Source organism: Thioalkalivibrio nitratireducens DSM 14787 (genome assembly GCF_000321415.2).
Lineage (GTDB): Bacteria > Pseudomonadota > Gammaproteobacteria > Ectothiorhodospirales > Ectothiorhodospiraceae > Thioalkalivibrio > Thioalkalivibrio nitratireducens.
This window is the reverse complement of sequence record NC_019902.2, coordinates 1,684,497-1,710,125: the sequence shown is the minus strand read 5'-3', so window position 1 is coordinate 1,710,125 and position 25,629 is coordinate 1,684,497. Positions and strand designations below refer to the sequence as shown.

28 protein-coding genes and 1 pseudogene are annotated in these 25,629 nt (G+C 64.0%); 17 read left to right on the top strand and 12 right to left on the bottom strand.

What is annotated here, in order from left to right; all coding sequences use genetic code 11:
• Positions 1-392: 392 nt before the first annotated feature.
• The 7 genes from TVNIR_RS08035 to TVNIR_RS08005 all read right to left on the bottom strand — a co-directional run bounded on the left by TVNIR_RS08035 (position 393) and on the right by TVNIR_RS08005 (position 8,430).
• A complete protein-coding gene (locus TVNIR_RS08035; RefSeq protein ID WP_015258499.1) occupies positions 393-1,070 on the bottom strand; it encodes an ArsR/SmtB family transcription factor in 678 nt (225 codons plus the stop codon).
• A gap of 255 nt (positions 1,071-1,325) precedes the next feature.
• Positions 1,326-2,609, bottom strand: a complete 1,284-nt coding sequence (locus TVNIR_RS08030) for a hypothetical protein (protein ID WP_015258498.1) — start codon at positions 2,607-2,609, stop codon at positions 1,326-1,328.
• A gap of 10 nt (positions 2,610-2,619) precedes the next feature.
• Positions 2,620-3,432 (bottom strand): outer membrane lipoprotein-sorting protein, encoded by an 813-nt coding sequence (locus TVNIR_RS08025; protein ID WP_043740402.1) that lies wholly within the window; start codon positions 3,430-3,432, stop codon positions 2,620-2,622.
• A 127-nt stretch (positions 3,433-3,559) separates the two neighbouring features.
• Positions 3,560-6,163 carry an efflux RND transporter permease subunit gene (locus TVNIR_RS08020; RefSeq protein WP_015258496.1) on the bottom strand — a complete coding sequence of 868 codons (2,604 nt, stop codon included), beginning with the start codon at positions 6,161-6,163 and terminating at the stop codon, positions 3,560-3,562.
• A 55-nt stretch (positions 6,164-6,218) separates the two neighbouring features.
• Positions 6,219-7,370, bottom strand: a complete 1,152-nt coding sequence (locus TVNIR_RS08015) for an NAD(P)/FAD-dependent oxidoreductase (RefSeq protein ID WP_015258495.1) — start codon at positions 7,368-7,370, stop codon at positions 6,219-6,221.
• Positions 7,371-7,414: 44 nt separating this feature from the next.
• Positions 7,415-7,765 (bottom strand): DsrE/DsrF/TusD sulfur relay family protein, encoded by a 351-nt coding sequence (locus TVNIR_RS08010; protein ID WP_015258494.1) that lies wholly within the window; start codon positions 7,763-7,765, stop codon positions 7,415-7,417.
• Between the two features lie 224 nt (positions 7,766-7,989).
• Complete coding sequence (locus tag TVNIR_RS08005; RefSeq protein WP_015258493.1) at positions 7,990-8,430, bottom strand: hypothetical protein; 441 nt, start codon at positions 8,428-8,430, stop codon at positions 7,990-7,992.
• 530 nt (positions 8,431-8,960) lie between these two features.
• Here TVNIR_RS08005 and TVNIR_RS08000 point away from each other — a divergent pair.
• Entirely contained in the window at positions 8,961-9,464 is a 504-nt protein-coding gene (locus TVNIR_RS08000; protein WP_015258492.1) for a DsrE family protein, read from the top strand.
• 154 nt (positions 9,465-9,618) lie between these two features.
• Positions 9,619-10,803: a trans-sulfuration enzyme family protein gene (locus tag TVNIR_RS07995; protein ID WP_015258491.1), complete on the top strand. Its 1,185-nt coding sequence runs from the start codon at positions 9,619-9,621 to the stop codon at positions 10,801-10,803.
• A 185-nt stretch (positions 10,804-10,988) separates the two neighbouring features.
• Here TVNIR_RS07995 and TVNIR_RS07990 read toward each other — a convergent pair whose 3' ends face one another.
• On the bottom strand, positions 10,989-11,387 hold the full coding sequence (locus TVNIR_RS07990) for a hypothetical protein (RefSeq protein ID WP_043740398.1): 399 nt from the start codon (positions 11,385-11,387) through the stop codon (positions 10,989-10,991).
• A 249-nt stretch (positions 11,388-11,636) separates the two neighbouring features.
• On the opposite strand from TVNIR_RS07990, the gene TVNIR_RS21030 reads away from it, so the two are divergent.
• The 10 genes and pseudogenes from TVNIR_RS21030 to TVNIR_RS07955 all read left to right on the top strand — a co-directional run bounded on the left by TVNIR_RS21030 (position 11,637) and on the right by TVNIR_RS07955 (position 19,047).
• Positions 11,637-11,765: a hypothetical protein gene (locus tag TVNIR_RS21030; protein WP_015258488.1), complete on the top strand. Its 129-nt coding sequence runs from the start codon at positions 11,637-11,639 to the stop codon at positions 11,763-11,765.
• A gap of 3 nt (positions 11,766-11,768) precedes the next feature.
• Complete coding sequence (locus TVNIR_RS20630) at positions 11,769-12,041, top strand: type I restriction-modification system subunit M N-terminal domain-containing protein (protein WP_237251777.1); 273 nt, start codon at positions 11,769-11,771, stop codon at positions 12,039-12,041.
• A 41-nt stretch (positions 12,042-12,082) separates the two neighbouring features.
• On the top strand, positions 12,083-13,228 hold the full coding sequence (locus tag TVNIR_RS07985) for an N-6 DNA methylase (protein WP_237251775.1): 1,146 nt from the start codon (positions 12,083-12,085) through the stop codon (positions 13,226-13,228).
• A 272-nt stretch (positions 13,229-13,500) separates the two neighbouring features.
• Positions 13,501-13,626: pseudogene (locus tag TVNIR_RS20625) on the top strand (antitoxin); the annotation flags it as partial.
• A gap of 37 nt (positions 13,627-13,663) precedes the next feature.
• Entirely contained in the window at positions 13,664-13,921 is a 258-nt protein-coding gene (locus tag TVNIR_RS07980; protein WP_015258487.1) for a DUF433 domain-containing protein, read from the top strand.
• 49 nt (positions 13,922-13,970) lie between these two features.
• On the top strand, positions 13,971-14,294 hold the full coding sequence (locus TVNIR_RS07975) for an HNH endonuclease (RefSeq protein WP_237251773.1): 324 nt from the start codon (positions 13,971-13,973) through the stop codon (positions 14,292-14,294).
• Positions 14,295-14,676: 382 nt separating this feature from the next.
• On the top strand, positions 14,677-15,534 hold the full coding sequence (locus tag TVNIR_RS07970; RefSeq protein ID WP_015258485.1) for a tyrosine-type recombinase/integrase: 858 nt from the start codon (positions 14,677-14,679) through the stop codon (positions 15,532-15,534).
• Positions 15,527-16,660, top strand: a complete 1,134-nt coding sequence (locus tag TVNIR_RS07965) for an IS91 family transposase (protein ID WP_015258484.1) — start codon at positions 15,527-15,529, stop codon at positions 16,658-16,660. The genes TVNIR_RS07970 and TVNIR_RS07965 overlap by 8 nt, the downstream gene beginning before the upstream one ends.
• Positions 16,661-17,277: 617 nt before the next feature.
• On the top strand, positions 17,278-18,195 hold the full coding sequence (locus tag TVNIR_RS07960; RefSeq protein WP_043739519.1) for a restriction endonuclease: 918 nt from the start codon (positions 17,278-17,280) through the stop codon (positions 18,193-18,195).
• Positions 18,196-18,309: 114 nt separating this feature from the next.
• Entirely contained in the window at positions 18,310-19,047 is a 738-nt protein-coding gene (locus TVNIR_RS07955) for an endonuclease NucS domain-containing protein (RefSeq protein ID WP_043739518.1), read from the top strand.
• Positions 19,048-19,512: 465 nt separating this feature from the next.
• Here TVNIR_RS07955 and TVNIR_RS21255 read toward each other — a convergent pair whose 3' ends face one another.
• Positions 19,513-19,650 carry a hypothetical protein gene (locus TVNIR_RS21255; RefSeq protein WP_015258481.1) on the bottom strand — a complete coding sequence of 46 codons (138 nt, stop codon included), beginning with the start codon at positions 19,648-19,650 and terminating at the stop codon, positions 19,513-19,515.
• A gap of 198 nt (positions 19,651-19,848) precedes the next feature.
• On the opposite strand from TVNIR_RS21255, the gene TVNIR_RS07950 reads away from it, so the two are divergent.
• A complete protein-coding gene (locus TVNIR_RS07950; RefSeq protein WP_043739517.1) occupies positions 19,849-20,634 on the top strand; it encodes an alpha/beta fold hydrolase in 786 nt (261 codons plus the stop codon).
• Positions 20,635-20,744: 110 nt separating this feature from the next.
• On the opposite strand, the gene TVNIR_RS07945 is transcribed toward TVNIR_RS07950, so the two are convergent.
• Positions 20,745-20,969, bottom strand: a complete 225-nt coding sequence (locus tag TVNIR_RS07945) for a hypothetical protein (protein ID WP_015258480.1) — start codon at positions 20,967-20,969, stop codon at positions 20,745-20,747.
• Between the two features lie 522 nt (positions 20,970-21,491).
• On the opposite strand from TVNIR_RS07945, the gene TVNIR_RS18980 reads away from it, so the two are divergent.
• From TVNIR_RS18980 to TVNIR_RS07930, 4 genes are all read left to right on the top strand, one after another.
• Entirely contained in the window at positions 21,492-21,680 is a 189-nt protein-coding gene (locus TVNIR_RS18980) for a hypothetical protein (RefSeq protein WP_043739516.1), read from the top strand.
• Complete coding sequence (locus TVNIR_RS07940) at positions 21,677-21,967, top strand: type II toxin-antitoxin system RelE/ParE family toxin (protein WP_043739515.1); 291 nt, start codon at positions 21,677-21,679, stop codon at positions 21,965-21,967. Before TVNIR_RS18980 ends, TVNIR_RS07940 begins: the two co-directional genes overlap by 4 nt.
• 118 nt (positions 21,968-22,085) lie before the next feature.
• Positions 22,086-23,435 carry an FAD-binding oxidoreductase gene (locus tag TVNIR_RS07935; protein WP_169794294.1) on the top strand — a complete coding sequence of 450 codons (1,350 nt, stop codon included), beginning with the start codon at positions 22,086-22,088 and terminating at the stop codon, positions 23,433-23,435.
• Between the two features lie 131 nt (positions 23,436-23,566).
• Entirely contained in the window at positions 23,567-24,148 is a 582-nt protein-coding gene (locus TVNIR_RS07930) for an MBL fold metallo-hydrolase (RefSeq protein ID WP_015258477.1), read from the top strand.
• Positions 24,149-24,506: 358 nt separating this feature from the next.
• On the opposite strand, the gene TVNIR_RS07925 is transcribed toward TVNIR_RS07930, so the two are convergent.
• Both TVNIR_RS07925 and TVNIR_RS07920 read right to left on the bottom strand, forming a co-directional pair.
• On the bottom strand, positions 24,507-24,833 hold the full coding sequence (locus TVNIR_RS07925) for a nucleotidyltransferase domain-containing protein (RefSeq protein ID WP_211263188.1): 327 nt from the start codon (positions 24,831-24,833) through the stop codon (positions 24,507-24,509).
• The gene (locus TVNIR_RS07920) at positions 24,827-25,249 is read right to left on the bottom strand and encodes a nucleotidyltransferase substrate binding protein (RefSeq protein ID WP_015258475.1); all 423 of its coding nucleotides are present in this window, start codon (positions 25,247-25,249) and stop codon (positions 24,827-24,829) included. The genes TVNIR_RS07925 and TVNIR_RS07920 overlap by 7 nt, the downstream gene beginning before the upstream one ends.
• Positions 25,250-25,629 lie beyond the last annotated feature (380 nt).

Below are 25,629 nucleotides of genomic sequence, written 5' to 3'. Positions count from 1 at the left end.
GCGGTAGGCACCGCCGCAACAGCCGCAGTTCGAGCCCGGCGATCCACCGGCCTCGATCGGTTTGATACCAGGCGTCGTACGCTACGGGATCGACCGACCTGATTATCATGGAAGCTCCGCAAGCTGGATTGGGCCATCTTCGAAACCAGCGTCATCGCGAGGAGCGAAGCGACGTGGCGATCCAGAGGGCGATGGTCTGCCCCGCGCCGCCTGGATTATTCGCTGCGCTCACCCTGCGGGCCAGCCTTCGGCTGTTCAATGCGCTGCGCGCATTAGTGCCGCGCTTCGCTCGCAATGACGACCGACGCGGGGAGGTATCGCACTGGCTGAGGAGGTTTCGTGATAATCAGGTCGGCCGATGCATCCACCGCGACCGCGCCTGCCGTAGCCGCCTAACGTGTCGCCCGGGCGACCGGCAGGCGGGCTGCTCTCCACTCGGGATAGCCGGCCTCGAGCCTGCGCGCGCGAAACCCGTGCCGCCGCAGCTCCTCGACCGCGTCAAAGGACAGCACGCAGTAGGGACCACGGCAATATGTGACGATCTCGCGGTCCCGGGGCAGTTCGGCCAGATGTTGCCCCAGTTCTTCGAGCGGGATGTTGATCGCACCCTTGATGTGGCCGGAATGGAACTCGTCCCGCGGGCGCACGTCGATCACGGTCACCTCGCCGCGGCGTGCGAGCTTCATCACCTCGCGCGGATCCATCGGTGTCACGGTATCCCGGCTGGTGAAGGCCTCTCGGACAATCCGGTCCACTTCGGCGAGCTGCGCTTCCGCGATGCGGCGGATGCCCGCGATCACCTGCGTGATCTCGGTCTCGTCGCTCAGCGAATAGATGACCTGTACGCCGTCGCGGCGCGATCGGACCAGGCCGCCGTCGCGCAGCACCTGCAGATGGTGCGAGGCGTTCGCCATTGGCACACCGGCGGCGCGCGCCAGTTCGTCCACGCTATGCTCGCTCTGCGCAAGCGCTTCGAGGAGCTCCAGGCGCACCGGGCTCGCCAACGCCTTGGCCACCCGGGCAAAGTGCGTGAACAGCTGCGTTTTCGACGATGGCTCGATTGCATTCATTCGCGGATCACCACAGACCGTATGCCGGTACGTTGATCAGCAAATTCTAAAGAACATTGGTGCGTCGCGCAAAAAAGAACGTGATCGAGGTGAGTCCGTTCCACTGCCGCGTCCGGGGGGGGGGCGTCAGCAGCCGGGGGGTGCGCTTGCCACGGCTTGCCCCACTACTGGAGTTCGGCCACCTGTCTCCAATGCCGCATGGACTCACAAAAGAACGACGATTGGAACATAGGGCAACCTACCGCATGAAATGCCTCAGAAGCTGTAGCGCGCCCGGACGAACAGCGAAGAGTCATCCCGAAACTGGCCGTAGAAGCTCTGCGGCTCGGAGCCGCCGAACAGGTTGGCGCCGCCGCTCAGGCGCAGGCGGTCGCTGTAGCGGTACTCGATCGTGGGCCGCAGGAAGTAGTCTTCGTCGCTCGGCGAGTAGAAGTTCATCAGCGACAGCACGAGATTGTCCTGGAGCATGCGGTAGGTCAGACGCAGCGTGAACAGGTGGCGGTACTCGTCCGGAGCGAGGTCCGCGTCGAAGGGCCAAACCGCGCGCAAGCGGTCGTGGTTCTGTAGCCACTCCAGGTAATACTGGCCGCCGAGCGTCAGGTGGGTTACCAGCTCGCGCTCGTAGCCCGCCAGCAGGCGCAGCTCGGAATTGGGAAGGTTTGGATTGTCGCCGCTGCGGTCGTCCACCGAGTCGTACCACGCCAGTTCCAGGTTGTAGAGTCCTCCGGCGAGCGGACCGCGCAGGCTGGCGCCGTAGGCATCGAGGCGCGCAAACGTCGGGCGGCCGGTTTCGGGGTCGAACGCGGTCGGCTGCCCGAAGAAGCCGCGGTAACCGTACAGCGCCCACTCGGTGGGTCCTATCAGCCCGTGCAGGCGCAGCGCGATCTCGCCGTTCTCGAACGTGCGCGGCGGCGCGTCGGCCCGGAGTCGGGGCGGCGCCGCGACTCGCTCGCCACGGGCGGGGTCGAAGAAGGTCACGCGCTTGCCGTCGACGAAGCGGTCCGAGGTGAATACCGGGGCCCACACTGCGTCCAGGTTGGCACGATCGCCGAACCAGTTCAGCCGCAGCGCGTCGCTGGGCGCCTTGAGATACTCGTCGTCCCGCCCGATCAGGAACGACGGCCAGTCCTTCGGAAACAGGTCGTTCAGGAACAGCAGGTCGCCGGTACCCCAGGTCAGCACCTGCCGTCCCAGGCGCAGATCGGCCCGAGTGCCCAAGGGCAGGCTCACGCTGGCCTCGCGCAGGTCGCCGTCCAGGCGTTCTTCCACCGCATCGGCGATTGCGTCGGCCTTGAAGCGCCAGGTGGCGGTATCGCCGTGGTACAGCGCCTCGAGCTGCAGGCGCAGTTCCCCGAGCGAGGCGTCGCCCGAGATCAGCGGCTGGTCGCGCGTGCGCAGTCCCCCGGCGGCTTCGACGAACCCGTGGACTTCCCAGGGCGAGACGGTTTCATCGCCCCAGGGATCGTCGTCCCAGGCCAGCGCGCCGGACGCGGCGAGGGCAAGACCGATTGCTGCGACGGCGGCTGGCTGTGCCCGCATCGTGGCCGTCCTATTCGCCGGGCCGCTGCAGCCACTGCCGGGGCGGGTTGCGCAGCGAGCGTTCGGTGAACACGCCGTCCGGGATATCGAGGTCGTAGGCGATGAAACGCATCTCGGCGATCGTGTGTCCGCCGCTGTCGAGATCGGACATGCGCATGCGTGTGGCGGTGGGGTATCGATCGATCGTCTCGACCTCCAGCACCTCCATGCGCCGGTAGACGGTGCCGTCGGGCTTTTCGTACTCGGCGCGCATTGGCAGCCAGTTATCCCGGTCGATCCACGTGGTGTACGCGGCGAATTCGACCGAGCGCGGGTCCCGCGGCGTGCTACGGATCACGAACTGCCCGTCGGTGGTCGCCTGCACGCTGTGGCGATCGTCCTCCAGGTGCCTGCCGGATACGTCCTCGTAGAAGAAGTGGGAACCCACGAAGCTCGTGCGCTTGTCCCCCGGAGCGATCCGCCGCACCAGGTCGAGCCCCGGCAGGTACAGCCAGCGGTCGTCGTCGGCACCGGGGCGCTTGTGCACCAGAAAGGCGGTTCCGCGCACGTCGGACGGCCGGCTGAACACCAACAGGTAGTGCTGTTCGGCGTCTTTCCCGTTGCGCCTGAGCATCGTGAACTGGCGTACCTGTTCCCGCCCGCGGGCATCCAGGATCTGCATGCGGGCATCGGCGCGTCCGTCCCTGCCGGCATAGTAGGCAGCCGCGTTGGCCCTGGTCACGATCTCCATCGCTTCGGGGGTTTCTTGTGCCTGTGCCGCCGGCAGCGTGAAGGTCAGTGCACACAGCAGCAGGGGCAGGAGTCTGCTTGTCAGAAGGGTCATCGTTGGCACCTCGTTGAAGCGTGTCGCCATGAATGCGGATGCGGCGGGTCGGCCACCGGGATCCGTGCCGTCCCGGCCTCGATTGAAACCCCGCGTCTCGATCGACGGGTGCTGCCGGCGGAACGGATCACGGCAGTCGCCACGACGCCATGGGGCGCGTCGCCACGGCCTGCGCGCCGAAGAACAGCCGTGGCCAGGTCTGGAGAATGGCCGGCAGCATCAGCAGCGTGACCACGGTCGACGCGATCATGATGCTGGCCATCACCACGCCCACGGTGACGTAGGTCAGCAGCGGTGCAGCCAGCAGCGGCAGGAAGCCGGCTCCGATCACGACGGCGTTGCGGGTGATCGCGCGTCCCGGTTCGGTGAATACGTAGTCGAGCGCTGCACTCCAGTCGTCGGATTCCGCAAGCGCGACGCGCAGTCGCTGCAGGAAATGGATCGCGAAGTCCACCGACAGCCCGAGACTCAGCGACGAGAGCACGGCAACCGGCATGTCGTAGTCCTTGCCGACCAGCCCCATCACCCCGTAGATGGTCGCGATCGTCAGTGTCAGCGGCAGCATCGCCAGCACGCCGTAGATCAGCGAGCGGAACAGCAGGACCATCATCAGCAGCACGACCGCGAAGGCCGAGAGCAGGGCGTGCAACTTACCAACGACCATCTCGCCCTGCCAGACGAGGTTGATGTACGTCAGCCCGCCCCACTCCAGCGTCACGCCATCCGGCAAGGGGTTCGCCGCCAGGAAGGCCTCGGCCGCTTCGACGACCCGCTGCATGTGCTGGTTGTCCCCCTGGGGGATCTGCAGCCAGATGCTGGTCGCCCGGAAATCGGGGGACGCGAAGTGCCAGAGGTCCTCGGGACGGTGCGAGGACTGGAAGCTCAGGATCGCCTGGGCGACGCCGGCCGCACTCTCGGGAATGCGGTAATCCTCGGGCTCGCCGCTGACAAGTTCGCGGTACACGGTGCGCACCAGGTCCGCCAGCGAATGGGTCTTGCCCACATGGCCGGAGGCCTCGAGGTGTTCCTGCAGCGCCGCCAGGTAGGCGAGCGCTTGGGGATTCTGGAAATAGAGCGACTCGCTCTGCACGGTCTCCGCGATCGCGATCAGCCGTTCCCAGACCTCGGCCTGCGCCGCGGCCGCCTGGTCCTCGAGCAGGAACAGCAGCCGGTCGAGAGACACGGTGGCCTCGTCGGACCGGGCTTCTTCAAGCGCAAGACGCCACGCCGCGTCGAGCCCGGGGCGGGTTTGCGCGGCCTCGCGGATCACCGGGCCTGCGCGCTGCAGCAGTTCGGGTTCCAGGTCGGCGCCGGCCCGTTGCTCCAGCACGAGGTAGGCCTCATAGGTTCCGGCGAAATGCTCGTTGAGGACACGGTCGGCGATGCGGATCGGGTGATGCTCCTTGAACCAGGTGGTCGGGTTGTCGTTGATCTGGATCTGCGTCAGGCCGAACACGGCGAGCGCCATCATGGCGACGAACAGGCCGAGCACCGGCCCGGAATGCCGCCGCGCGAAATGTCCCATCGCGGCGAGCGCCTCGCACAGCAGGCAACGTCCGCGTGGCTCTCCAGCGCCCTGCTGGCGCCCGACACGGCGCGCCATGCGTTCGATGACCGGCCTGGGCAGGGCCGCAACGTAGGCCGGAACGAAGGTCAGCGTGAGCACCATGGCCAGCAGAACTCCCAGGGCCACGAAGCCTCCGAAGACCTGGCTGGGGGGGATGGGCGCGAGCATCAGCGACGAGAAGGCGACGGCGGTGGTCAGCGCGGTGAACAGCACCGGCTTGAACAGCGTGCCCATCACGTCGGCCATCACCGCCTCGGGATCATCGCCCGCACGGAAGCGGTCGGAGAACGTCGACAGCACATGCACCGAGGCCACCACCGCGATCGGCATCAGGAAGATCGGAATCATCGAGCTCATGATGTGCACGGTGAAGCCCGCGCCGATCAGCAGGCCCATGGTCGCGATCACCGTGGCCATCGCCAGCAGCATCGGGGCCATCACCAGCGCGACGCTGCGGAAGAAGTAGAGCATCAGCAGGAAGATCACCAGCCCGGCCAGCGGCGCGGAGATCGCCATCTGCTGGAACATCTTCACGCCGAAGGTGTCCTGCGCAACCGGCTGACCGGTGATGTGGAAATCGTCCGCAGTATGCAGCGTGTCGATCGCCGCCTGGATCTCGCCGGCGATGCGGTGGCTCTCGTTCTTGTCGACGATGGGCACGTAGATGCCGGCCGCGCGTCCGTCTTCGGAGACCAGGGTGCCGTGGACCATCGACAGGCGCTCGACGGCCGCACGCAGCGCGAGTGCGGTTTCGCGCGTGGTTGGCGGTTCCGCCATCAGCCAGTCGAAGCGGATCGTACCCGGCGCCACCTGTTCGACATTGTCGACCGTGGCCAGCGACAGCACGTCGCGCGCGACCACACCCTCGATCCCCTCGGCGGTGCGGGTCAGCACATGCAGTGCATGCAGCGAATCGGGGTTGTAGATGCCGTCCGGATGCCGGTCGTTCACCACCCCGACCACGATCAGGTCGTGCAGGTTGAAGCGCTCCTTGATCGCGGCATGCTGCAGCCGGGCCGGATGCGCGTCCTCGAGCATGTTCTCGGGGTCGGTGTCGATGTGGATCAGCGGCATCATTGCGCCCGTGATTCCCACGAGCAGCAACAGGGCCGCAAAGACCCAGCGCCGATGACGCATCGAGAATTCCGCCAGTGTCTTGCCCATCGGTGCTTCCTCCCGCGTTGCGTTCCGACCATGCGCCGGCCCGTGTGACAGGGCTCTAGAACCAGCGCCGCAGCCAGTACTGCTCGAACAGGATCTTGACCATGTGCCAGTGCCAGGCCGGCCTCCGCAGGCGTACGTCCGGTGCGGGATCGGCATAGAAGTTGCCCTTGCCCATGCCGGCGCGTCCGCCACCGACCTCGACGAAACAGGCGCCGTGGCCCTCGAACCGGGCGACACGGCCCTTGCCGTCAATGGCGTGAGCGATGTTGTCCGCGACGACCTCGGCCTGCCCATGCGCGAACACCCCGGCTTTCGGCAGGGGCTTGCCATGCCTCAGGGGAATTCCGGCGACGTCCCCTAGCGCGTACACATGTTCCCAGCGGGTCTCCAGCGTGTGCTTGTCCACCGCCACGTAGCCACCCTCGGGGGCCATTGCAGCCTGCTGAACGACCCTGGGCACACGGTGTGGCGGAACATAGGCGAGCAGATCGAAATCGGCGTCGACGCCGTTGCCGAAGTGCAGCCGTCGCTGCTCCGGGTCGGCCTCGCGGATCACGTGGTCCGGGAAATAGCCGATGCTCTTGGCCTCGATCATTGCGCGAACCGCCGCCGAGACTGCGGGACCGGCCACCCCCATCGGTTTGGGTTCGGCGGCGAACAGACGCAGATCCGTCCGCTCGCGCAGGCCACGGCGGCGCAAAGAGTTCTCGATCAGCATCGCCGCCTCGTAAGGTGCAGCGGGGCAGCGGTACGGATGACTGGCGGTGAGCACGATCAAGCGCCCTCGGCTGAATGACTCGAGTGCCGTGCGCAGGCTTTCCGCACCGGCCAGTGTGTAGAAGTTGTGACCGGCCTCGAACAGTCCCGGGACCGACTCCGGCGCGAGTTCCGCACCGAGGGCAATGATCAGGAAATCGCCCCGAAGCGTCCGGCCCGAAACGACGGCGGACCGGTCGGTCGGATCGATGCTCTCGATCTCGCCCGTGATCAGGTCGACGCCCCTGCGCTGAACACGGGCCAACGGGCGGGAGATTGCATCGGCCTTTCGGTCCCCGGTCATCAGCCAGAGCAGCGACGGAGCGAAGACATGCGTCCGCTCGCGGTCGACCAGCACGATCCGGTGCTCCTTCGACAGGCGGCGGCGCAGTCGCTCCGCGGCAACGATGCCGCCGATGCCGGCACCGAGGATCAGGACGGTTCGTGCCATGGAGGACTCCTGTTGGTGTGCATTCGCCCCAACGAACAGGGGCTTTAGAAAACCAGCACCTGGTCCGCGTCGAGCGTCCACTCGGTGAGTTCCTCCATCGTCGAGCGGTGCGTGCCGTCGGCAAGTTCGGCGTCCGTGATGCCCCGGGCGTCCATGCAGGTGCCGCAGACGCCGATCTCGCCGCCACGGCGGGTGACGATCGAGATCATGTGCTGAAGGTTGTAGTAGCCCTGCGGCACCTTCTGTCCGGCCTTGGCGCAGGCGGCGGCATCTCCCATCAGGAATACCCGGACCTCCGTGCCCTCCCGCTTTACGAGATTGCCGGCCAGGCGCAGCCCGTTGAAGGAGCGCTCGGTGCCATACGGAGGATCGTTCAGGATCAGCAGTGCTTTCATCGTGTCTTCTCTTCCTGTTTTTCGCGGTCCCGCGGGATCGGGTGACGCGTTGCTTCTGGGCTCCGAGGCAGGGGTGTTGCCCGAATCCCGGGTCGAGCGATGCGGATCCGGCGGCTCGGCTCAGAGGCGCTGTTCGGCCGATCAGGTTTCCGCTGGCGAATGCCCCCGGCGGGTTGGTGATGGACAACCCGCCGGGAACCACGCCCCCCGCGCGGGGGAATGTTCTATTGCACCCGGATCGCCGCCTTCAGTTGCTCGAAGGCATCCGGAATGGCCATCAGGAGGCCGTCGTTGTCATGGCGGGGCGCGCCAACAACTTCCAGCACCTCCGCAAGCGACGAAAAATCGACCGTGCCGTTGCCGGGGTCGCCGTCGGCGGTGATCAGGTCATTCCCGTAATAGACCGCCGGCGCTTTCGCGTCCGGACCGGCGAAGGTCACCGGAACGATCTGGACCGGGATCTTGTAGCGGTTGGACAGCTCAGCCGCCGCCTGGATGTTGTTGTTGCAGCGAACGCCCGGCGGGTCCCGGCTGATCAGGGTCAGGACCTTCTGGCCATTGATCTCGGTGGCTCCGGGTGGGCCAGCGAACGCGAAGGGGGCCGCGGCCAGCGTCAGCGGAATCAGCAAGGCGGCGAGGTACAGCAGGCGTATGTGCTTGTTCATGGTCATCCTCCTCCTCCGGGATGGGTTGGCGGGCGTTTCGGCCACGACACAAACACTAGAACAAAGATTTGATAAAGGCCAGGCGCCATGGGAGGTACTCTCCTAAGTGCATCCTCTTTTTGCTCCCAAGGAGTAATGGCCACCGGAGGAGAACGTATCGCGGTACAGCTCTGCACAGGCCGTGAGGAGGAGGGGTCCGAAACCCATATCATCGTTTGATTATGCTCATTGTGGAACGGGCTCCGGTGATGTAGTGTCCACCAGGCGTCCCGGGTCGCCGGGTGTCCAGGCGTTTTCCGGTCCCGCGACGCACCCACTCCTTTCCAATTCAGAGATGAGCCTGGACGAGGGGTTGGAGAAGTCCTGTCAGGCAGCGGGGGGCTTCGAGGCGAACCAGCGTGCGCTCGAACGCGGAGCGCAGTAGACAGAAGGCCGGGCTCCGGGTGCTGGACCGCGACCGGATCCGTCGAAGAGCCCAAGAAGCATTGTGCGGTCCATTTCCCGTCGACCCACACTGGAGGAGAAAACCCATGAACCGACTGAATCAACGGTATTCGTTTGCCATGTTTTTCATGCTGCTTTGGTGGCTTCCCGGAATGGTGGCCGCGGACCAGCCGACCGACCAGCGCGCACTGGAAGGCGTGGCCGAAGGCAAGGCCATTTTCGACGTGAACCTCGGCAATCCTTCGACGCTGGTGGTGATCCTCGATGTCGTGAACGAGACGCTGGACGGTCTCGCCGCGCATGGGGTCGAAGCCGACCTGATCGTGGCCTTCCGCGGTCCGTCGGTACGTTTCATCACCGCCGACGAGAGCAAAATCCCGCTCGAACAGGTCGAAGCCGCTCAGGCTTTGGCCGAACGGGTCGGCCATCTCTCGGAACGCGGAGTACGTTTCGAAGCCTGCGGCATTGCGACGCGCTTGTCGGGCGTGGATAACGCGAGCCTGATCCCTGGCGTCGAACCGGTGGCCAACACCTTCAACTCGCTGATCGGTTACCAGGCCAAGGGCTACGCGGTGATTCCGATCATGTAGGACCGGATCGGTTTGCGGCAGGGGGCGGAATCAACTTCGCCCCCGTGTCGCTGGCATGCCGTAGATTCACGGCACGGGCGGTCTCCGGCCCCCCGGCTTGGGGATCACGCGCTGCCGACCCTCAAACCCCGTTTTCCCCTGGAGCCCCTTACCCATGAACGCGAAGACACAACCGGCGCTGTCGACGCGCTGCGTGCACGCGGGCGAGGCCCGTGATGCCCACGGCAGCCCGCATACGCCGGTCTACACGACGACGACCTTCGCCTTTCCCTCGACGCGCGCCCTGCTGGACGTGGTGGAGGGTGTCAAGCCTGGCAGTCTGTACACGCGCTACGGTCTGAACCCGACGATCCAGAGCCTGGAGGCCAAGCTCGCCAGCCTGGAGGGTGCCGAAGCGGCCCTCGCCTTCAGCTCCGGGATGGGCGCGGAGGCTGCGCTGTTCCTGGCCCATGGCCGCAATGGCATCGTTTGCCTGGGCGACGCCTACGGTGGCACGCTTGAACTGCTGGCGGACCAGTTGCCGCAACTGGGCATTCGCACGGCCCTGCTGCTGGGTGACGAGCAGGAGCGTCTGGATGAACTGCTCGCCGACGGCTACGGACTGGTGTTTCTGGAAACGCCGACCAATCCGGTCCTCGAGATCTTCGACATCCGGGCGCTCGCGCGCAAGGCGCACGCCCACGGCGCGCGGCTGGCGGTCGACAACACCTTCGCCTCGCCCGTGAATCAGCAGCCGCTGGTCCTGGGGGCGGACTTCGTGATCCACAGCGCCACCAAGTACCTGGGCGGGCACAGCGACCTCACCGCCGGCGCATTGATGGGTCCAGCCGAGTTTGTCGCGCCGGTGGCGGGCTGGCGCAAGAATCTCGGCACCGCGCCGGCGCCGGAGACTGCGGCGATGCTCGCACGCAGCATCCGGACCCTGGTCGTGCGGGTGTGGCAGCAGAACCAGAATGCACAGGCCATCGCCGAGGCGATGGAGCGGCACCCGCGTATCCGGCGGGTGCTGTATCCCGGCCTGGCCAGCCACCCGGGGCATGCGGTGGCGGCCGAACAGATGTCCGGGTTCGGCGGCATGCTGATGATCGAGGTGGACGGTGACACCGCAGCGACCAGTGCCGTCGTCGACCGCCTGCAACTGTTCGCAATTGCCCCGAGCCTGGGCGGCGTGGAAAGCCTGGCGACCCAGCCGGTGACCACCACCCACCACGGGCTGAGCGATGCCGAACGGGAGCGTCGGGGCATCAGCGGCTCGATGATCCGGCTTTCGGTCGGTCTGGAGGATGCGCAGGACCTGATCGCCGATCTGGAGCAGGCGCTGTCTGCTCCCCGAGGGTAGCTGGGTTGTGTCGCTGATCGCGCCGGCCGTGTTCGTTGAGAGTGGTCCGGAGCGCTGCAGCGGTCTGCCGGTGATGCGCTATGGCCCCGATAGCCTGCACGCGGCGCTGGGTGAGGATCTGCTGTTGATCCGGCATGCCTCTGAGCACCACATCACGCCCGGCGGTGCTGTACAGGCCTTCAATTTCACTGCACGCGGAATCCCTCGTGGCAGGCGACACATTGGGCAGTGACCCTTGCCAGGTCTGCCAGCGCCGGCCTGACGTCGCCAGTGGCGGAGGCGTCGCTCACGGTCACGGCGAACTGGCTCGCCGCGCGGTGCATCTCGGTGCCGGTCATGCGCATCGCTTCGGGCATGAACGGTCCCACGGCATGGGCACCGTGCCGTTCGAGCGAGGTCATGCCAAGGCGCTGCTCGGCGATCTGCGCAGCCGTTTCGAACTCATCGCCGGCCAGCGCTTCCTGGATCTGCTGCAGCGCGAGCAGGTGGTCGCGCATGTTCGCAAGCATGTGCAGCCGGAGTTCGTCGGGAAGTTCGACCAGCGTCCGCAGGTCCTCGGGGGCATGCGCAGGGCCGCGGTCCATGGCAGCGACGGCTCCGTGCTGCAGGTGATGGTGCATGTGGTGTTCGGACTGCCCAAAGGCCGCTGAGCCCAGCACAAGGGCGGCAACGATGGCCGCCGAACCGAAAACCGCCTGATGGCGCCTTGAGAACATCTCTTATCCCCCGAGATTGAACGGCGTTGGCAATGCTACGCCAGATTCGGACGAAGGAGCATCGACGCGACGATCCACCCATCAGCCGGAGGCCCGCTCAGCCTCGACGATGCCAACGTGCTGAAGATCGCGCCGTTCAGCACCATGGGCAGCGTCGTCCAGCTGATCAACGCCTTCGGCGGCAAGCAGGAGTTCGAACGCGCGGTGCACGAACTGCCATCCGCCCTCTACCAGGAAAGCGCCTGAACCATGTCCGCTCGCACCACCGTCAAGTCCATCCAGGACATCATGCGCAAGGACGTCGGCGTCGACGGCGACGCCCAGCGCATCAGCCAGCTCTGCTGGATGTTCTTCCTGAAGATCATCGACGACCAGGATCAGGAACTCGAACTGCTGAACCCGGGCGGCTACCGCTCGCCGATCCCCGAGCCTACCAGTGGCGGACCTGGGCCGCGGACCCCGAGGGCATCACGGGCGACGATCTGCTCGACTTCGTCAACGATGCGCTCTTCCCCACGCTGAAGAGCCTGCCCGCGACAGCACAGCCCGGCGACCGCCGCCGCGTGGTCCGCGAGGTGTTCGAGGACGCCTACAACTACATGAAGTCCGGCCAGCTGATGCGGCAGGTGGTCAACAGGATCAACGGCATCGACTTCAACAACCTGACCGAGCGCCAGCACTTCGGCGACATCTACGAGCAGATCCTGAACGACCTGCAATCGGCCGGCAACGCGGGCGAGTACTACACGCCGCGCGCCGTCACCTCGTTCATGGCGAGAATGACCGATCCCAAACCCGGCGAGACGCTGTTCGACCCCGCCTGCGGCACCGGTGGCTTCCTCACCTGCGCGATCCGCCACATGCGCGAGCAGTACGTGAAGCGCCCCGAAGACGAGGCCACGATGCAGGCGAGCCTGCGCGCGGTGGAGAAGAAGCAGCTCCCGCACATGCTCGCCGTGACCAACATGCTGCTGCACGGGATCGAGGATCCGTCGTTCCTGCGCCACGACAACACGCTGGCGCGCCCCTACGTCTCCTGGGGCAAGGACGAGCGCGTGGACATCGTGCTCACCAACCCGCCGTTCGGCGGGCGCGAAGAGGACGGCATCGAGTCCAACTTCCCGCAGCATTTCCGCACCCGCGAGACCGCCGACCTGTTCCTCGCGCTGATCATCCGCCTGCTCAAGTCCGGCGGCCGGGCCGCCGTTGTCCTGCCCGACGGTACGCTGTTCGGCGAAGGCGTGAAGACGCGGCTCAAGGAACACCTGATGGCCGAGTGCAACCTGCACACCATCGTGCGTCTGCCGAACTCCGTGTTCCGCCCCTATGCGTCGATCGGCACCAACCTGCTGTTCTTCGAAAAGGGCGCGCCCACCGAGGCGATCTGGTACTGGGAGCACCGGGTTCCCGAGGGTCAGAAAGCCTACTCGATGACCAGGCCCATCCGGCTGGAACACCTCGACGACTGCGCCGCTTGGTGGGGCGGGCCCAGCCGCAAGGGCCGGGTGGAGAACGAACGCGCCTGGAAAGTCACGGCCGAGGAGATCAAGGCACGCGGCTACAACCTCGACATCAAGAATCCGCATACCGTCGAGGAAGACCACGGCGACCCCGAGGAGCTGCTGGAGGCGCTGAACAACGCCGAGGCTGAGGTGGCAGCCATCCGGGCCGAACTGAAGGCGATCCTGTCGGAAGCGTTGCTACGGTGAATCCCCCCGCATTTCATTTCCTGATTATCACGGAAGCTCCGCAAATTGGAACGGGCCGCCATCGAAACCACCGTCATCGCGAGGAGCGAAGCGACGTGGCGATCCAAACGGCGTTTGTCTTCCCCGCGCCGCCTGGATTGCCGCGCTTCGCTCGCAATGACGACCGAGGGAGAGAGGTGTCGCACTGGCTGAGGAGGTTTCGTGATAATCAGGTTTCATTTTGTTCTACATTGGTCCCATGACGAGGGTCATTCCGAGCCGGAAAGCGACCAAGACCGACCTCCAGGGATCTGCGCGGCCTCCAGAAGAAAGCCCTGGCGGAAGGCATTCCCTACCAGACCCTGGTCGCAAGCATTCTCCACAAATACGTCGACGGCCGCCTGTGCGAGGACCGGTAGCAAGGCGACCAAAGTTCACGGGAAGGAGCAAGTCCGGATGATTCCACCCGGCCGCATCGCAATCGACCCCGCCACCTGCCACGGGAGGCCGGTGATACGCGGCACACGCGTGCCGGTTTCGATTGTCCTCGGAAGCCTGGCCGCCGGCATGACCAGCGACGAAATCAAGCGGGAATACGGCCTGACCGACGAGGACATTCAGTCGGCCGTGCTGGCCCAGCAGCGTGGGCTGTTCGACTCGCCGGCCACACCGGATCCGTTTCCGTCGGGCCCTTCCCCCGCTGATGAATCCTGAAAGACTGCTCGCCCTCGTCACAGACCGAATGGTGCGCGCCGAGCCGGACATGATCCGCTGCGCCGTGACCCAGGAGCGCACACTTCCGGCGCTGGAGGCTGCCCACATCCGGCCCTACGCCGACGGCGGTGTTCACGAAGCCAGCAACGGGCTGCTGCTGCGTCGCGATCTCCACAGCCTCTTCGACGCGGGGTATGTCACCGTGACACCCGAGTTACGTTTTGAGGTCAGCCGCCGCATTCGCGCGGAGTTCGAGAACGGCCGCCAGTACTACGCGCTGCACGGCCAGACGATCTTCGCCCCCGAAGGAACTGCCGACCGCCCGAACCCGGCGGCACTGTCCTGGCACAACGACCAATGCTTCCGTGGCTGAGGGATTCCCATTCGCAGCCGCGCGAAAGATGCCACCAGCCGCGCACGCCACCGCAGGAACGCGCGCCGCAGACCCCGGGCGGGCAGGCGCCGATATCCCCAAGGGGCCGGCACCCCCGCCGACAAGACGCCACCTTCGGCAGGGGGTGCCTACCAGAAGTCTGCGTGCCCGCGCACTGCTCGGCCGCAGCCTCGCAAAACGCAACCGGAGCCTGGACCTGGACACGCCGGCGCATTCTGTGTGCACGATAATAGACGGAATCTGTATAGCACTGGTTGAACTAAGCCGCTTCGCGGCAGCCTGCTTCTCCGGGCGCTGACGCAACGCCGATCGTCAACACTCCTTGGTGACCCCTGTGGGTCGCAATGACAAGGAGAGGACGATGACACCGTTACGGCAGCAGATGATCGATGCCATGCGGCAGCGTGGCTTTGCAGAACGCACCCAAAGCAGTTACCTGTGGGCAGTGCGGGACCTGGCTCGATTCCACCGACGTTCTCCGGCGGAACTGGGCGTTCCTGAGCTTGAGCAGTATTTCCGGCACCTGGCGCTGGAGCGCGGGTTGTCCGGGGCCACCTGCCGGTTGCACCGGAACGCGATCCGCTTTTTGTACCTGAAGGTGTTGCAGTGGCCGGCGTTCGACGTGCCGTTTGTGGTGCCCAAGCGCGCGCAGCGGATTCCGGAGTTGCTGACCCGGGCTGAAGTGGCGCGACTCCTGGACGCATGCCCGAACCCCAAGCACCGGATGCTGCTGGAGATCTGTTACGGCTGTGGTCTGAGAGTGAGCGAGGTCGTACGGCTGCGGGTCGGGCAGATCGACGGCGAACGACGGCTGTTGCGGGTCGAGCAAGGCAGGGGGGCGAAGGACCGGCTGGTGTCGCTTTCGCCCGTGCTGCTGGAACGGCTGCGGGCGTACTGGTTGCACTCGCGCCCCGGTGGCTGGCTGTTCCCGAGTGCGGCCGACCGCGATCGGCACTTGAGCATCAGCAGCGCCCAGAAGCTGTTCGAACGCGCCAAGGTGGCAGCCGGGATCGAGAAGATCGGCGGCATTCATGCGCTGCGCCACGCGTATGCCACGCACCAACTCGAAGCGGGGCTGCCGGTGCATCGGCTGCAACGGTGGCTGGGTCACGGCCGTCTGCAATCGACCCTGCGCTATGTACATTGGTTGCCCAGTCAGCACGAGCCGGGCCCGGGTCCTGCGGACCTGCTCAAGCCCCTGGCGGTGCGTCATGGCTGAACCGGCGACGCTGCAACAGGCCCTCTACCGGTTCCTGCACGAAGAGACGCTGGACGGCCACCGGCGCCGGGTGTGCCAACACCTGAAGGCCTACCGCACCGAGGCGCTGGGCGGGATGCAGGTGCAGTGCGAGGCCTGCGGCTGGGAGCAGCCGTGGTATCACGGCTGCCGGGTCTGGCACTGCCCGCAGTGCCAGACCCGCGCCACCCGGGTCTGGGCCGAACGGCAGCAGGAGGCGCTGTTGCCGGTGCGCTACTTCCACGTGGTGTTCACCCTGCCGCATGCTCTGAACGGCTGGGTGCAGTTGCACCCCGAGGTGCTCTACCGACTGCTGTTCCAGGTGACCTGGGACACGCTGCGCCGCTTCGGTCAGGATCGACGCCGCCTCGGCAGCGAGCTGGGCATGACCGTGGTGCTGCACACCTGGGGCCAGAACCTGAGCCAGCATGCGCACCTGCACTGTCTGATCCCCGGTGGGGCCCTCCTGGCCGACGGCCACTGGAAGCCGAGCCAAGGCAATACCCTGTTCCCGGTCCGGGCCTTGTCCCGGCGCTTTCGCGGGGCGATGGTCGCGGCCCTGCGCCGGGCGGCCGACGACGGCGAACTACACCGGGTCACACGGCCGGGCGAGATCGACGCGGTGCTGGATCGGCTGATGGTCGCCGAGTGGGTGGTATACGCCAAGGACTGTCTCGATCACACCCCCACGGTGGTCGACTACCTGGCGCGTTACACCCACCGGATCGCGATCAGCAACGCGCGCATTCTGGACATCGACGCGAGGGAGGTCGCCTTCCGCTACACCGACTACCGCGATCACCACCGACCCAAGGTGATGCGTCTCGAAGGCGAGGAGTTCGTGCGCCGCTTCCTGTTGCACATCCTGCCCAAAGGACTCATGCGCGTGCGGCACTACGGGTTCCTGGCCAACCGCTGCCGGCGGACCAAGCTTCCGCGCATCCGCAGCGCGTTGAACGCACCGCGACCCGACACGAGGGATGCCTCGGAAGACCGCTCCGCGCCCGCGACCTACCCCTGTCCCCGATGCCGGGTCGGTCGCGTGTGCGTGCTCACGGTACTGCGCCCGCGACTGAACCGAACCGACATCCTGGAGCACCGACGATGATATCGGCCTGAAGAGTACGAACCGCCGGATACCTTGCTTCGCCCCTTGGAAAAGGGGCGGCGCTGGCCCGTCTGTGCATGCGACTGGATCTCAGCAGAAAACGGGGCTACCGTACAAGACATTGGAGCCTTCAGGGAGCCCGATCATGATCCCGACCAGCCGCAAGGACCGCCGCTATACCCGATCCCGGGTTCCTTCGCCCCGCCATCCCGGTGCGCGCTGAATACAATCCCCTTCCTGATTATCACGAAACCTCCTCAGCCAGTGCGATACCTCTCCGCGTCGGTCGTCATTGCGAGCGAAGCGCGGCACTAATGCGCATAGCGCATTGAACAGCCGCAGGCTGGCCCGAAGGGCGAGCGCAGCGAGTAATCCAGGCGGCGCGGGGGGGGGACCATCGCCCTCTGGATCGCCACGTCGCTTCGCTCCTCGCGATGACGCTGGTTTCGAAGATGGCCCAGTCCAGCTTGCGGAGCTTCCGTGATAATCAGGATCCCCTTTACATGAACGTGTGTGCCAGCCCATGGGCGGCCCAGTCCAACAGCCGTTTATCCGCAATGCTGCGCACGCCGGATAAACGCTAATCTGTTATAGGTAAAAAAAAGTGGGAGTACCTCTTGGCTGTACCTGACTTTCAATCATTGATGTTGCCATTGCTCAAGTTTTCCGCTGATGGGGAAGAGCATACGATGCAAGAAGCTCGTGACGGACTCGCGAACGTAATGAGACTTTCCGAAGAGGATCTACGGGAAAGGCTGCCAAGTGGTCGGCAAAAGACATTTGCAAATCGCGTGGCATGGGCAAAAGTCTATCTCACACAAGCAGGAGTCCTGGAGTCACCAAAGCGGGGGCGCTTTCATATTTCTGAGCGAGGCCAAAAAATTCTTGCTGAAGCACCTGATAAAATTGACATCAAGTACCTAGAGCGGTTCGAAGAGTTTCAGGAATTTCGGCAGGCGAGCAGCAAGAACAGAACCGAGAAGGTTACCCACACTACTGAGAGCGAGCCGTCATCTGCGACGCCTGAAGAAACATTAGAGCAAGCCTATCAGCAGTTGAGAGATGAAGTGGCAAATGAGCTGCTTCATCTGATTAAAGGCAATACGCCGGAATTTTTCGAGAAACTGGTCGTCCATCTCATTGTTGCAATGGGTTATGGCGGCTCTGTTAAAGAGGCTGGCAAAGCCACAAGGAAAACCGCAGATGAAGGTATTGATGGTGTCATCAAAGAAGATCGCTTGGGCTTGGATGCAATCTATTTGCAGGCCAAGCGGTGGGAGGCTGTTGTCGGCAGACCAGAGATCCAAAAGTTCGTCGGCGCGCTTCACGGGCAGCGTGCCAAGAAGGGAGTTTTCATTACCACCAGCCGGTTTTCAAAAGAAGCTTTAGACTACGTTGGGCAGATTGACCCCAAAGTGGTTTTGATTGACGGCACCGATTTAGTCCAGCTAATGATTGATCATGGTGTGGGTGTGAGTTTTGTGGCGGTGTACGAAGTCCAAAAAGTGGATACGGACTTCTTCATTGAAGATTGACCGAGACACCTATAACAAGACGCGCCACGCGGATGGCCTTTTCTCCGCGTTGCTTCAAAAAGGCCACCGGTGCGCTCTGCGTTGGGCATCACAGGAGGGCACATAGTGCCAGCAATGTATGACAAGCCAGTACGAATTCTGATGCAGGAAATGATTCCGGCGTTGGGGATATCTCCTGGCGACACTTTCACGCGGGAACAAGTGGTTCAGTGGTTTGCCGAGAATTATCCAAAGATCAAGCAAGGAACAGTTGCTGCCCATCTGGTGCGGCTTTCCACCAATGTCCCCACGAGGTTGCAATACAGTGTGCGTGCTGACGGGGCCGATGATCACTTCTTCAAGATCGATAGCAGTACGTTTCGTCTCTACGAGCCAGGGCGCGACCCCACGCCAATCTCCGAGTCTACCCCAGTTCCGGAGGAACCAGTTGAATCGCCAGCAGAGGGAACCGGCGAGTTCGCGTACGAACATGACCTTCGAGATTTCTTGGCGAGGAATCTTCACCTTCTCGAGCCAGGCCTCTCGTTGTATACGGATGAGGGTATAACCGGCGTCGAGTTTCCTGTGGGCGGTCGATTCATCGATCTGCTCGCGGTTGACGCATCTGGAGATTACGTCGTCATCGAGCTAAAAGTATCGAAGGGCTATGATCGAGTTGTTGGCCAGATTCTCAGATACATAAACTGGATCAAAATGAACCAAGCCGATGAAGGCCAGAAGGTCAGAGGCGTGATCGTGGCAAAAGATATCAGCGAAGATCTGCGCTTGGCCTGCGCCGGGTTGCCGGACGTAGCCCTAGCCGAGTACGAACTAGAAGTATCTATTAGGCCAATTGCCGGTCTGAAGGCATGATACCCAACGAATAAGGCTAGATCGTGTGAGCGAAGCGAGCCACGATCTGAGCCGTTTGTTGGACAAGCCCGGTTCAAAGGGAAGTGGCGGGGGTTCGGAAAACAGCTTTTCGGCGGGCGGGTGTCGCTGCCGATGGTCAGCGTGTCACGGGCGCGCTCGAGGGTTCATCGGTCCGTTGTTCCGGCAAGGCGGGCGCCAAGACCGGGGATTTGGCGCGGTGACGGCCGTTTTTCGGGCGCGCGCACCCCTCGGCTCGAAGGCACCGAACGCCGAGGGGATCCGTGCTGGCGAAGGCGTTTACATTCCCGCAGCTCCGGCGACGGCATCCTGGATGCGGGTATAGCCCTCGTGCGGGGAGATGCGGGTGCGCAGGATCTTCATGTTCCCGCCGCAGCAGGGACAGGCCAGGGCGAGGCGCGCACGCACGGGCGCCGGCATTGGCACGGGGCGCCACTTGAGCAGTACCTACAACAGGTGGATCAAGCGTTTACGGTTGGGGTGCAGGAAGCCGTAGTTCCGCGCCCGGCGGAAGCCCTTGAGCTTGAGGGGCTTGAGGTGGGTCTCGTACAGCCGGTTGAAGTCGGACGGGGTTGCTGGTCTCATGGTCGTGCAGCCTCACGGTTCTTGCTGGAACGGCCCCTCAGCGATGAGGGGGGTGAGGCTGCATTCTAGATTTCACCCGGCGGAGCCGCCCTTCTCCGCGAAGCGGCTTCGTCCAATAAACCGCTGCAGGGGACGCGCCGCAAGCGGCGCGCCCTAAGCGGTGGCGTTGGGCGCAGACGAGCGTTTAGGGGGTAAGTCATGCAGCACATTACTTCACCAGGCGGCACGCGCGTTTCCTACGACAGGTACGGCAGTGGTCCGCCCTTGGTACTTGTGCATGGCAGCTTCAGTGATCACAGGACGAACTGGGAGTTCGTAAAGCCGTTCTTCGAGAAGAAGTTTACGGTGTACGCTTTGGCTCGCCGTGGTCGCGGTGAGACGGACGCGACCAAAGGTCATGCTGTGGAAGACGAAAGCCGCGATGTCAGTGCACTGATCGAGTCGATCGAAGAACCAATCTTCCTCCTTGGCCACTCCTACGGCGCGCAGGTTGCGCTCGGCGGGGCGGCTAACGTTCCGGACCGCATCCGCAAGTTGGTCCTTTACGAGCCTCCATGGCCAAATATCATCCGCAGCGACACGCTTGCGCGGCTTGAGGAACTGGCACAGCTAGGAAAATGGCACGAACTGCCAGTCACATTCTTCCACGAAACATTCTCGATCCCGGTGGAGGAACTGGACGAACTCCGGGCTACGGAACACTGGCCGCCTATCGTGGCTGATGCGGAGGCCTCGCTGGAAGAATTGCGCGCACTCAGCAGCTACATCTTCCACGCCGAGCGATTTCAGGGACTTCACTTTCCAGTGCTGCTCCAGGTGGGGACCGAAAGTCCTCGAGATAAATTTGTCACCGATACCCTTGCGGCAGTCCTTTCTGATGCGAGTATAGATGCGTTATCCGGCCAGGCCCACGAAGGAGTGACAATGGCACCCGATCAGTATGCCGAGTCGGTATTTCGCTTCTTGGTCCCATACAAAGCATGATCGCTGGCTGGGCCCAATCGGGTAAGGGCGGGCGTCTAGCCCGCCCTCCCCACACCACCCGGCATGCGGGTACGCACCGGGCGGTTCATGAGAACGAAGCACACGGGAGATCAAGCGTAACCATGGGCCTTCATCCACAGATCGCGGACGCTGATCAGTCCTTGGCGGTGCAGCCACTCATTCGTCATTCCGCTCTGTGTCGCCAGCGTCCGCGACAAGTGCCAGTAGCTTTTGCTGCTGAGCGCCGTCAGGATCGCCTGGCGTTTGAACGTCCCCAAGGCGAGCAGATTGCGGACCTTGGTGCGCACGTAGCGCCACTGTTTCCAGTAGCACATGCGTACCCGGCGGCGCAGCCAATCGCGCTGCCGGAGGCGTGCGGTAGGGTCCGGTGGCGGTTCCGCGGCTTTCGCCGCGGGCCTCAGTCCGGCTCCCGTGACACACCCCGGCCGCAAGCCGGGCAGACCTCCCCGAATAAGGACATGAACTTTCAGTGCACAACCGCCGCATTTACCCTATCCCCTGCACCTGGCGGCTTCGTCATCTTGTGCTGACTCGCCCGGGGACTGAGCCTTCTATGCGATTTCTGTCCGTCGGCTCGCACCTTTGCGCTCGGGCTTCCTTCAGACATCCCCTCACGGGTTTGCCCTTGCCGTCGGCTAGTAGTTACATTCGTCCATATTTCGGACACTACAGGTACTCCTACAGGGGACTTTCACCCCATCAGTTCATGCCCATGTCGGGCGTACACAAGGCGCTCCAGCCGACTGCTCAACCGCTGCGTGGTTTCGCATCGGCTGAGCTTTGTCGTTCGGCTAGAAGCATAGCGGGGATTATTTGCAATATGGAGGACAATAAAGATGTCCACGAAGATCAGTAAAGACGAAGCCCATAAGCTGGTGGATCAATTGCCTGCCGATGCGACGTGGGATGACCTGATGCGTGAAATATACGTGCGCGAAGCCATTGAAAAGGGACTAAGCGACAGTATTGCCGGAAAAACAAAGGATGTCGCAGAGGTAAGGAGAAAATACGGATTGCCTGAATGAAAGTGCATTGGACCGAAGCGGCCGAGGCACATCTGGACGCGATATATGCGTATATTGCACAGGATTCTGAAACCTATGCCCTGCGGACGGTTGATCAGATTACAAGAAAATCCCAGCAGATCGGTGCGTTCCCGTTGTCAGGGCGTCGCGTGCCAGAATACGACCTGGAGCAGATAAGGGAAGTGTTCTCTGATCCATTCAGGATTATCTACCATATCAGGGCTGATCAGGTTGATGTTCTTGCAGTGCTTCACGGGGCGATGAATATATTGCGGGACGAGCAATAACTAACTAAGGAAAGCCGAACAATGTGCTTCAGACGGCGTTTGACAGCTCGCCCCCTTCGCTTCCGCTCCGGTCGGTCACCGTCAAGCGCGTCTGAGCACAAATGCTGTGAAGGGCCGCGTGCTTGCGCGCACCGACGCCGAGTACGAAGCCACCCGTCGGGCGCTGGTATGGAATGGGCTCAAGCCCCAGCGGTTTCCGGATTTCATCGTCACTCCGCAGGACACAGACGATGTGCTCGCCGCGGTCAACTTCGCCCGCGAGAACGGGCTGAAGATTGCCGTGCGCAGCGGCGGGCACCACTTCTCCGGCACCGTTGTCCGCGACGGCGGCACTGTGCTGGACATGAGCGCCTTCGACCACTGCGAGATCGACGTGCAGGGCCGCACCGCACGGGTCGGGCCGGCGCTGCCCAAAGGCGATCTGGTGAAGCAGCTGAACGCCGTCGGCTTGGCCTTCCCGGCGGGCCACTGCGCCAGCGTGACGCTGGGCGGCTACCTGCTTGGCGGCGGCATCGGCTGGAACACCGCGCAGTGGGGCATTGCCTGCTGGAGCGTGCTGGCGGTGGAGGCCGTCACCGCCGACGGCAGGCTGCTGACGGCCGACGCGAACCATCACGATGAGCTGTACTGGGCCGCTCGCGGCGCCGGGGGAGGGTTCTTCGGCGTGGTGACAGGATTCACGGTAGCGCTGCAGACGCACCCCGCGGTCTTGCGCAGCAGCACTCTGCTGGTCTCCGCCGAACATGCCGCCGAAGTCGGCGCGTGGATGGCACAGACCGTGCCGACGCTGCGTCGCTCTACGGAGCTTCTGTCCATGGTGGCCGCAGCCCCTCCGCCGCTAGCCGGGGTGACCAGGAACGTCATCGTGGTCGCCGGCTGCTCGTTCGGCGACAGCGACGAGGACGCGGGGGCGGGCCTGTCCGCGCTGGACAGCTTCCCCCTGCCCGTGCTGCACAGCGAGCTGCACAAGGACGAAACCTGGGATTCGCTGTACGCGATCATAGACCGTGTGCTGCCCGCCGGAGCTCCCATTGCCGCCGAGGCGCTGTGGCTGCACGGCGATCCGGCGGACCTGTTTGACCGTGCTGCGGCCGGACTGGCCGCCGCGCCGTCGCCGCGCAGCTCGATGCTCGCGGTTGTGCTGCCGCCGCTGCCGGAGGGCGTGCCGTTCCCCGACACTGCCTTCTCGATGGTCGGTCCGGTGGCGCTGCTGGTCTACTCTGTCTGGGATGATCCCGCGTCCGAAGCGGAGAACCGCGGCTGGCTGGCCGATGTGGCCGAGCGTTTCGCGCCGAACCTGCTCGGCTACTACATCAACGAGTGCAATCTGGCCGTCGGGCCCGATCACAGCCAGCGGGCCTTCGCGCCGCCAGTCTGGGCGCGGTTGGCGGCGCTGCGCGCGAAGCATGATCCGACCGGCGTGTTCCACAGCTACCTCGGGTCGGAGGCGGGCCGCGTCGCGACCTAGAAGCGCGGCGCGGCACCCCTGATGACCCGCGCGTTGAGCGCAGGCCGCGCACGATTCTGCCGGTGCTCAAGGACCAGGGTTCGACATGCGGCCTCTGGATTGAAGGCAAGGACCCAGGAAAGGCGGGAACGATGAAACAGATCCAACCGGATTTGTGGGAAACGGAGGTTGAATGCCCGGTGCCGGGGCTCACCACTCATGCCTACCTGCTGATCCGGGATGACGGTAACGTGCTTTTCTACAATACCGGCCACCAACACGAAATCGACAGGATGGCGGAACTGGGCGGTGTGGCGTATCAGTTCTTGAGCCATCGGGACGAGCTGGGGGACACGCTGCGGTTGATCCGGGAGCGCTTTGGCGCCAGGTTGGGCGGTCACGTTCTTGAGCAGTCGGAGTTCGCCCGTGTTTGTGCACCAGACATTCTATTCGACAAGCGCGAGATGTATCTGGGTGATATCGAGGTGATCCCCACTCCTGGGCACACGCCGGGTAGCACCTGCTTCCTCGTGAGATCGGCCCAAGGCAAGCGCTATCTGTTCACTGGGGATACGCTGTACCTGAGCGGGGAGGGTGTCTGGGAGGCGGGATTCATCTCCGGGTACAGCGATCGGGAAACGTTGGTGGAAAGCCTCAGGCTCTTGCAGAAAATGGAACCGGACAGCGTACTGTCCAGCGCACTTGCCGGCAGTAGCGGATTTCAGGAAACCTGATTATCAGGGAAGCTCCGCAAATTGGAACGGGCCGTCATCGAAACCACCGTCATCGCGAGGCGCGAAGCAACGTGGCGATCCAAACGGTATTAGTCCTCCCCGCGCCGCCTGGATTACTCGCTGCGCTCGCCCTTCGGGCCAGCCTGCGGCTGTTCAATGCGCTATGCGCATTAGTGCCGCGCTACGCTCGCAATGATGACCGATGCCGCACGGCGTCGCACTCGCTGCGGAGGTTTCGTGATAATCAGGTCAGGAAATGGTCCCGGAGGATTGGTCCGGGCCGGCCCATTCCGTCATGACGGGGGGTGCCCAGGGCCATGGCGCTTTGCCGGGCCAAGCGACGCGTACAACTACAAGCTCATGAGCGTTCGTACAGCGCGACGCCCACGCGCCCGATGTGTTCAAGCAGGTCTGGATTGTCGATCATGTGTCTGAGCGAAAGATCCACTTTCCACGGGAGCAGGAGATCGTCGATCTCGTCGTTGATCTTCAGCAGATCGGAAACGCGTAACTGCTCACCCACCAGGCAGAGGTCGATGTCGGAACCATTGCGGTGGATGCCCTTGGCGCGCGAACCGTAGAGCACGGCACGCTCGATTTGCGGCCATCCCGCGAACACACCGCGCAGGCGCTCGATGACCCGGGGGGGCAGGCCAAACGGGTGCGCGCTCGACTCGCTCACGATGCGTCGGGATCGAGGGCTTCCATGCGCTCCAGGAACTGCTGAAACAGCGGCCGGTAGCGACCCCGAATTCGTGACGCGATGGCAGCGGCGACCTTGTCATTGTAGGTGTGCGTCGTCTGGTTGCGGCTTTGGATCATCTCCATCCAGCCCTCGCCGTCCTCGATCAGTCCCCGGCTGAAGACCTCCCGGACCGCATCACGCGAACCGGTGATCGCGGGGTTCCCCTGGTAGGCGAAGTAATCTTTCATCACGTTCCAGGCCAGTTCGTGCGTGAACTCGAAGGCCTGGATGAGGCCGTGGCGTTCCAGGTCCGACAGCTCACGCGACTGCGCCAGATCCACAGCGGCATTCAACTGCGCGAGCGCCCTGCGGTAGTTCGCGAGGCGTTGCCTCCAACGGACGTCGGGATCGGGCATCGCAGTATCCTTGGCTTGAACTCGGTTTACAGGTCGCCAGGGCGGGTTGCTCGGAATGCTGCGTGCTTGCGCGGGGTTCGGCGGTCTGACCCTGGCGGATAAAGGGGCCCAACCGCCGCTTCGGCTCTCGCGAGGGTGCCATGGTAGGAAGGTCGCTGGCAATCGCCGCGCACCCGGGTTCGTTCCGGTGCGTGGCTTCAGCCAAGTAACCTACCACTCGGTCACCCTGCGCGGCGTTTCGCCGCGGGGGCGAACCTAAGCGACGAGCATGCCGCGCGGGTGTTCTGTTGCTTACCGCGAAATGAAGGAAGCGGCGTGCGCGGACGACATCAGGGCCAGGCTCGTCACCTGGGGGCTTGCGGTCGTTCTCGGCATTTTCC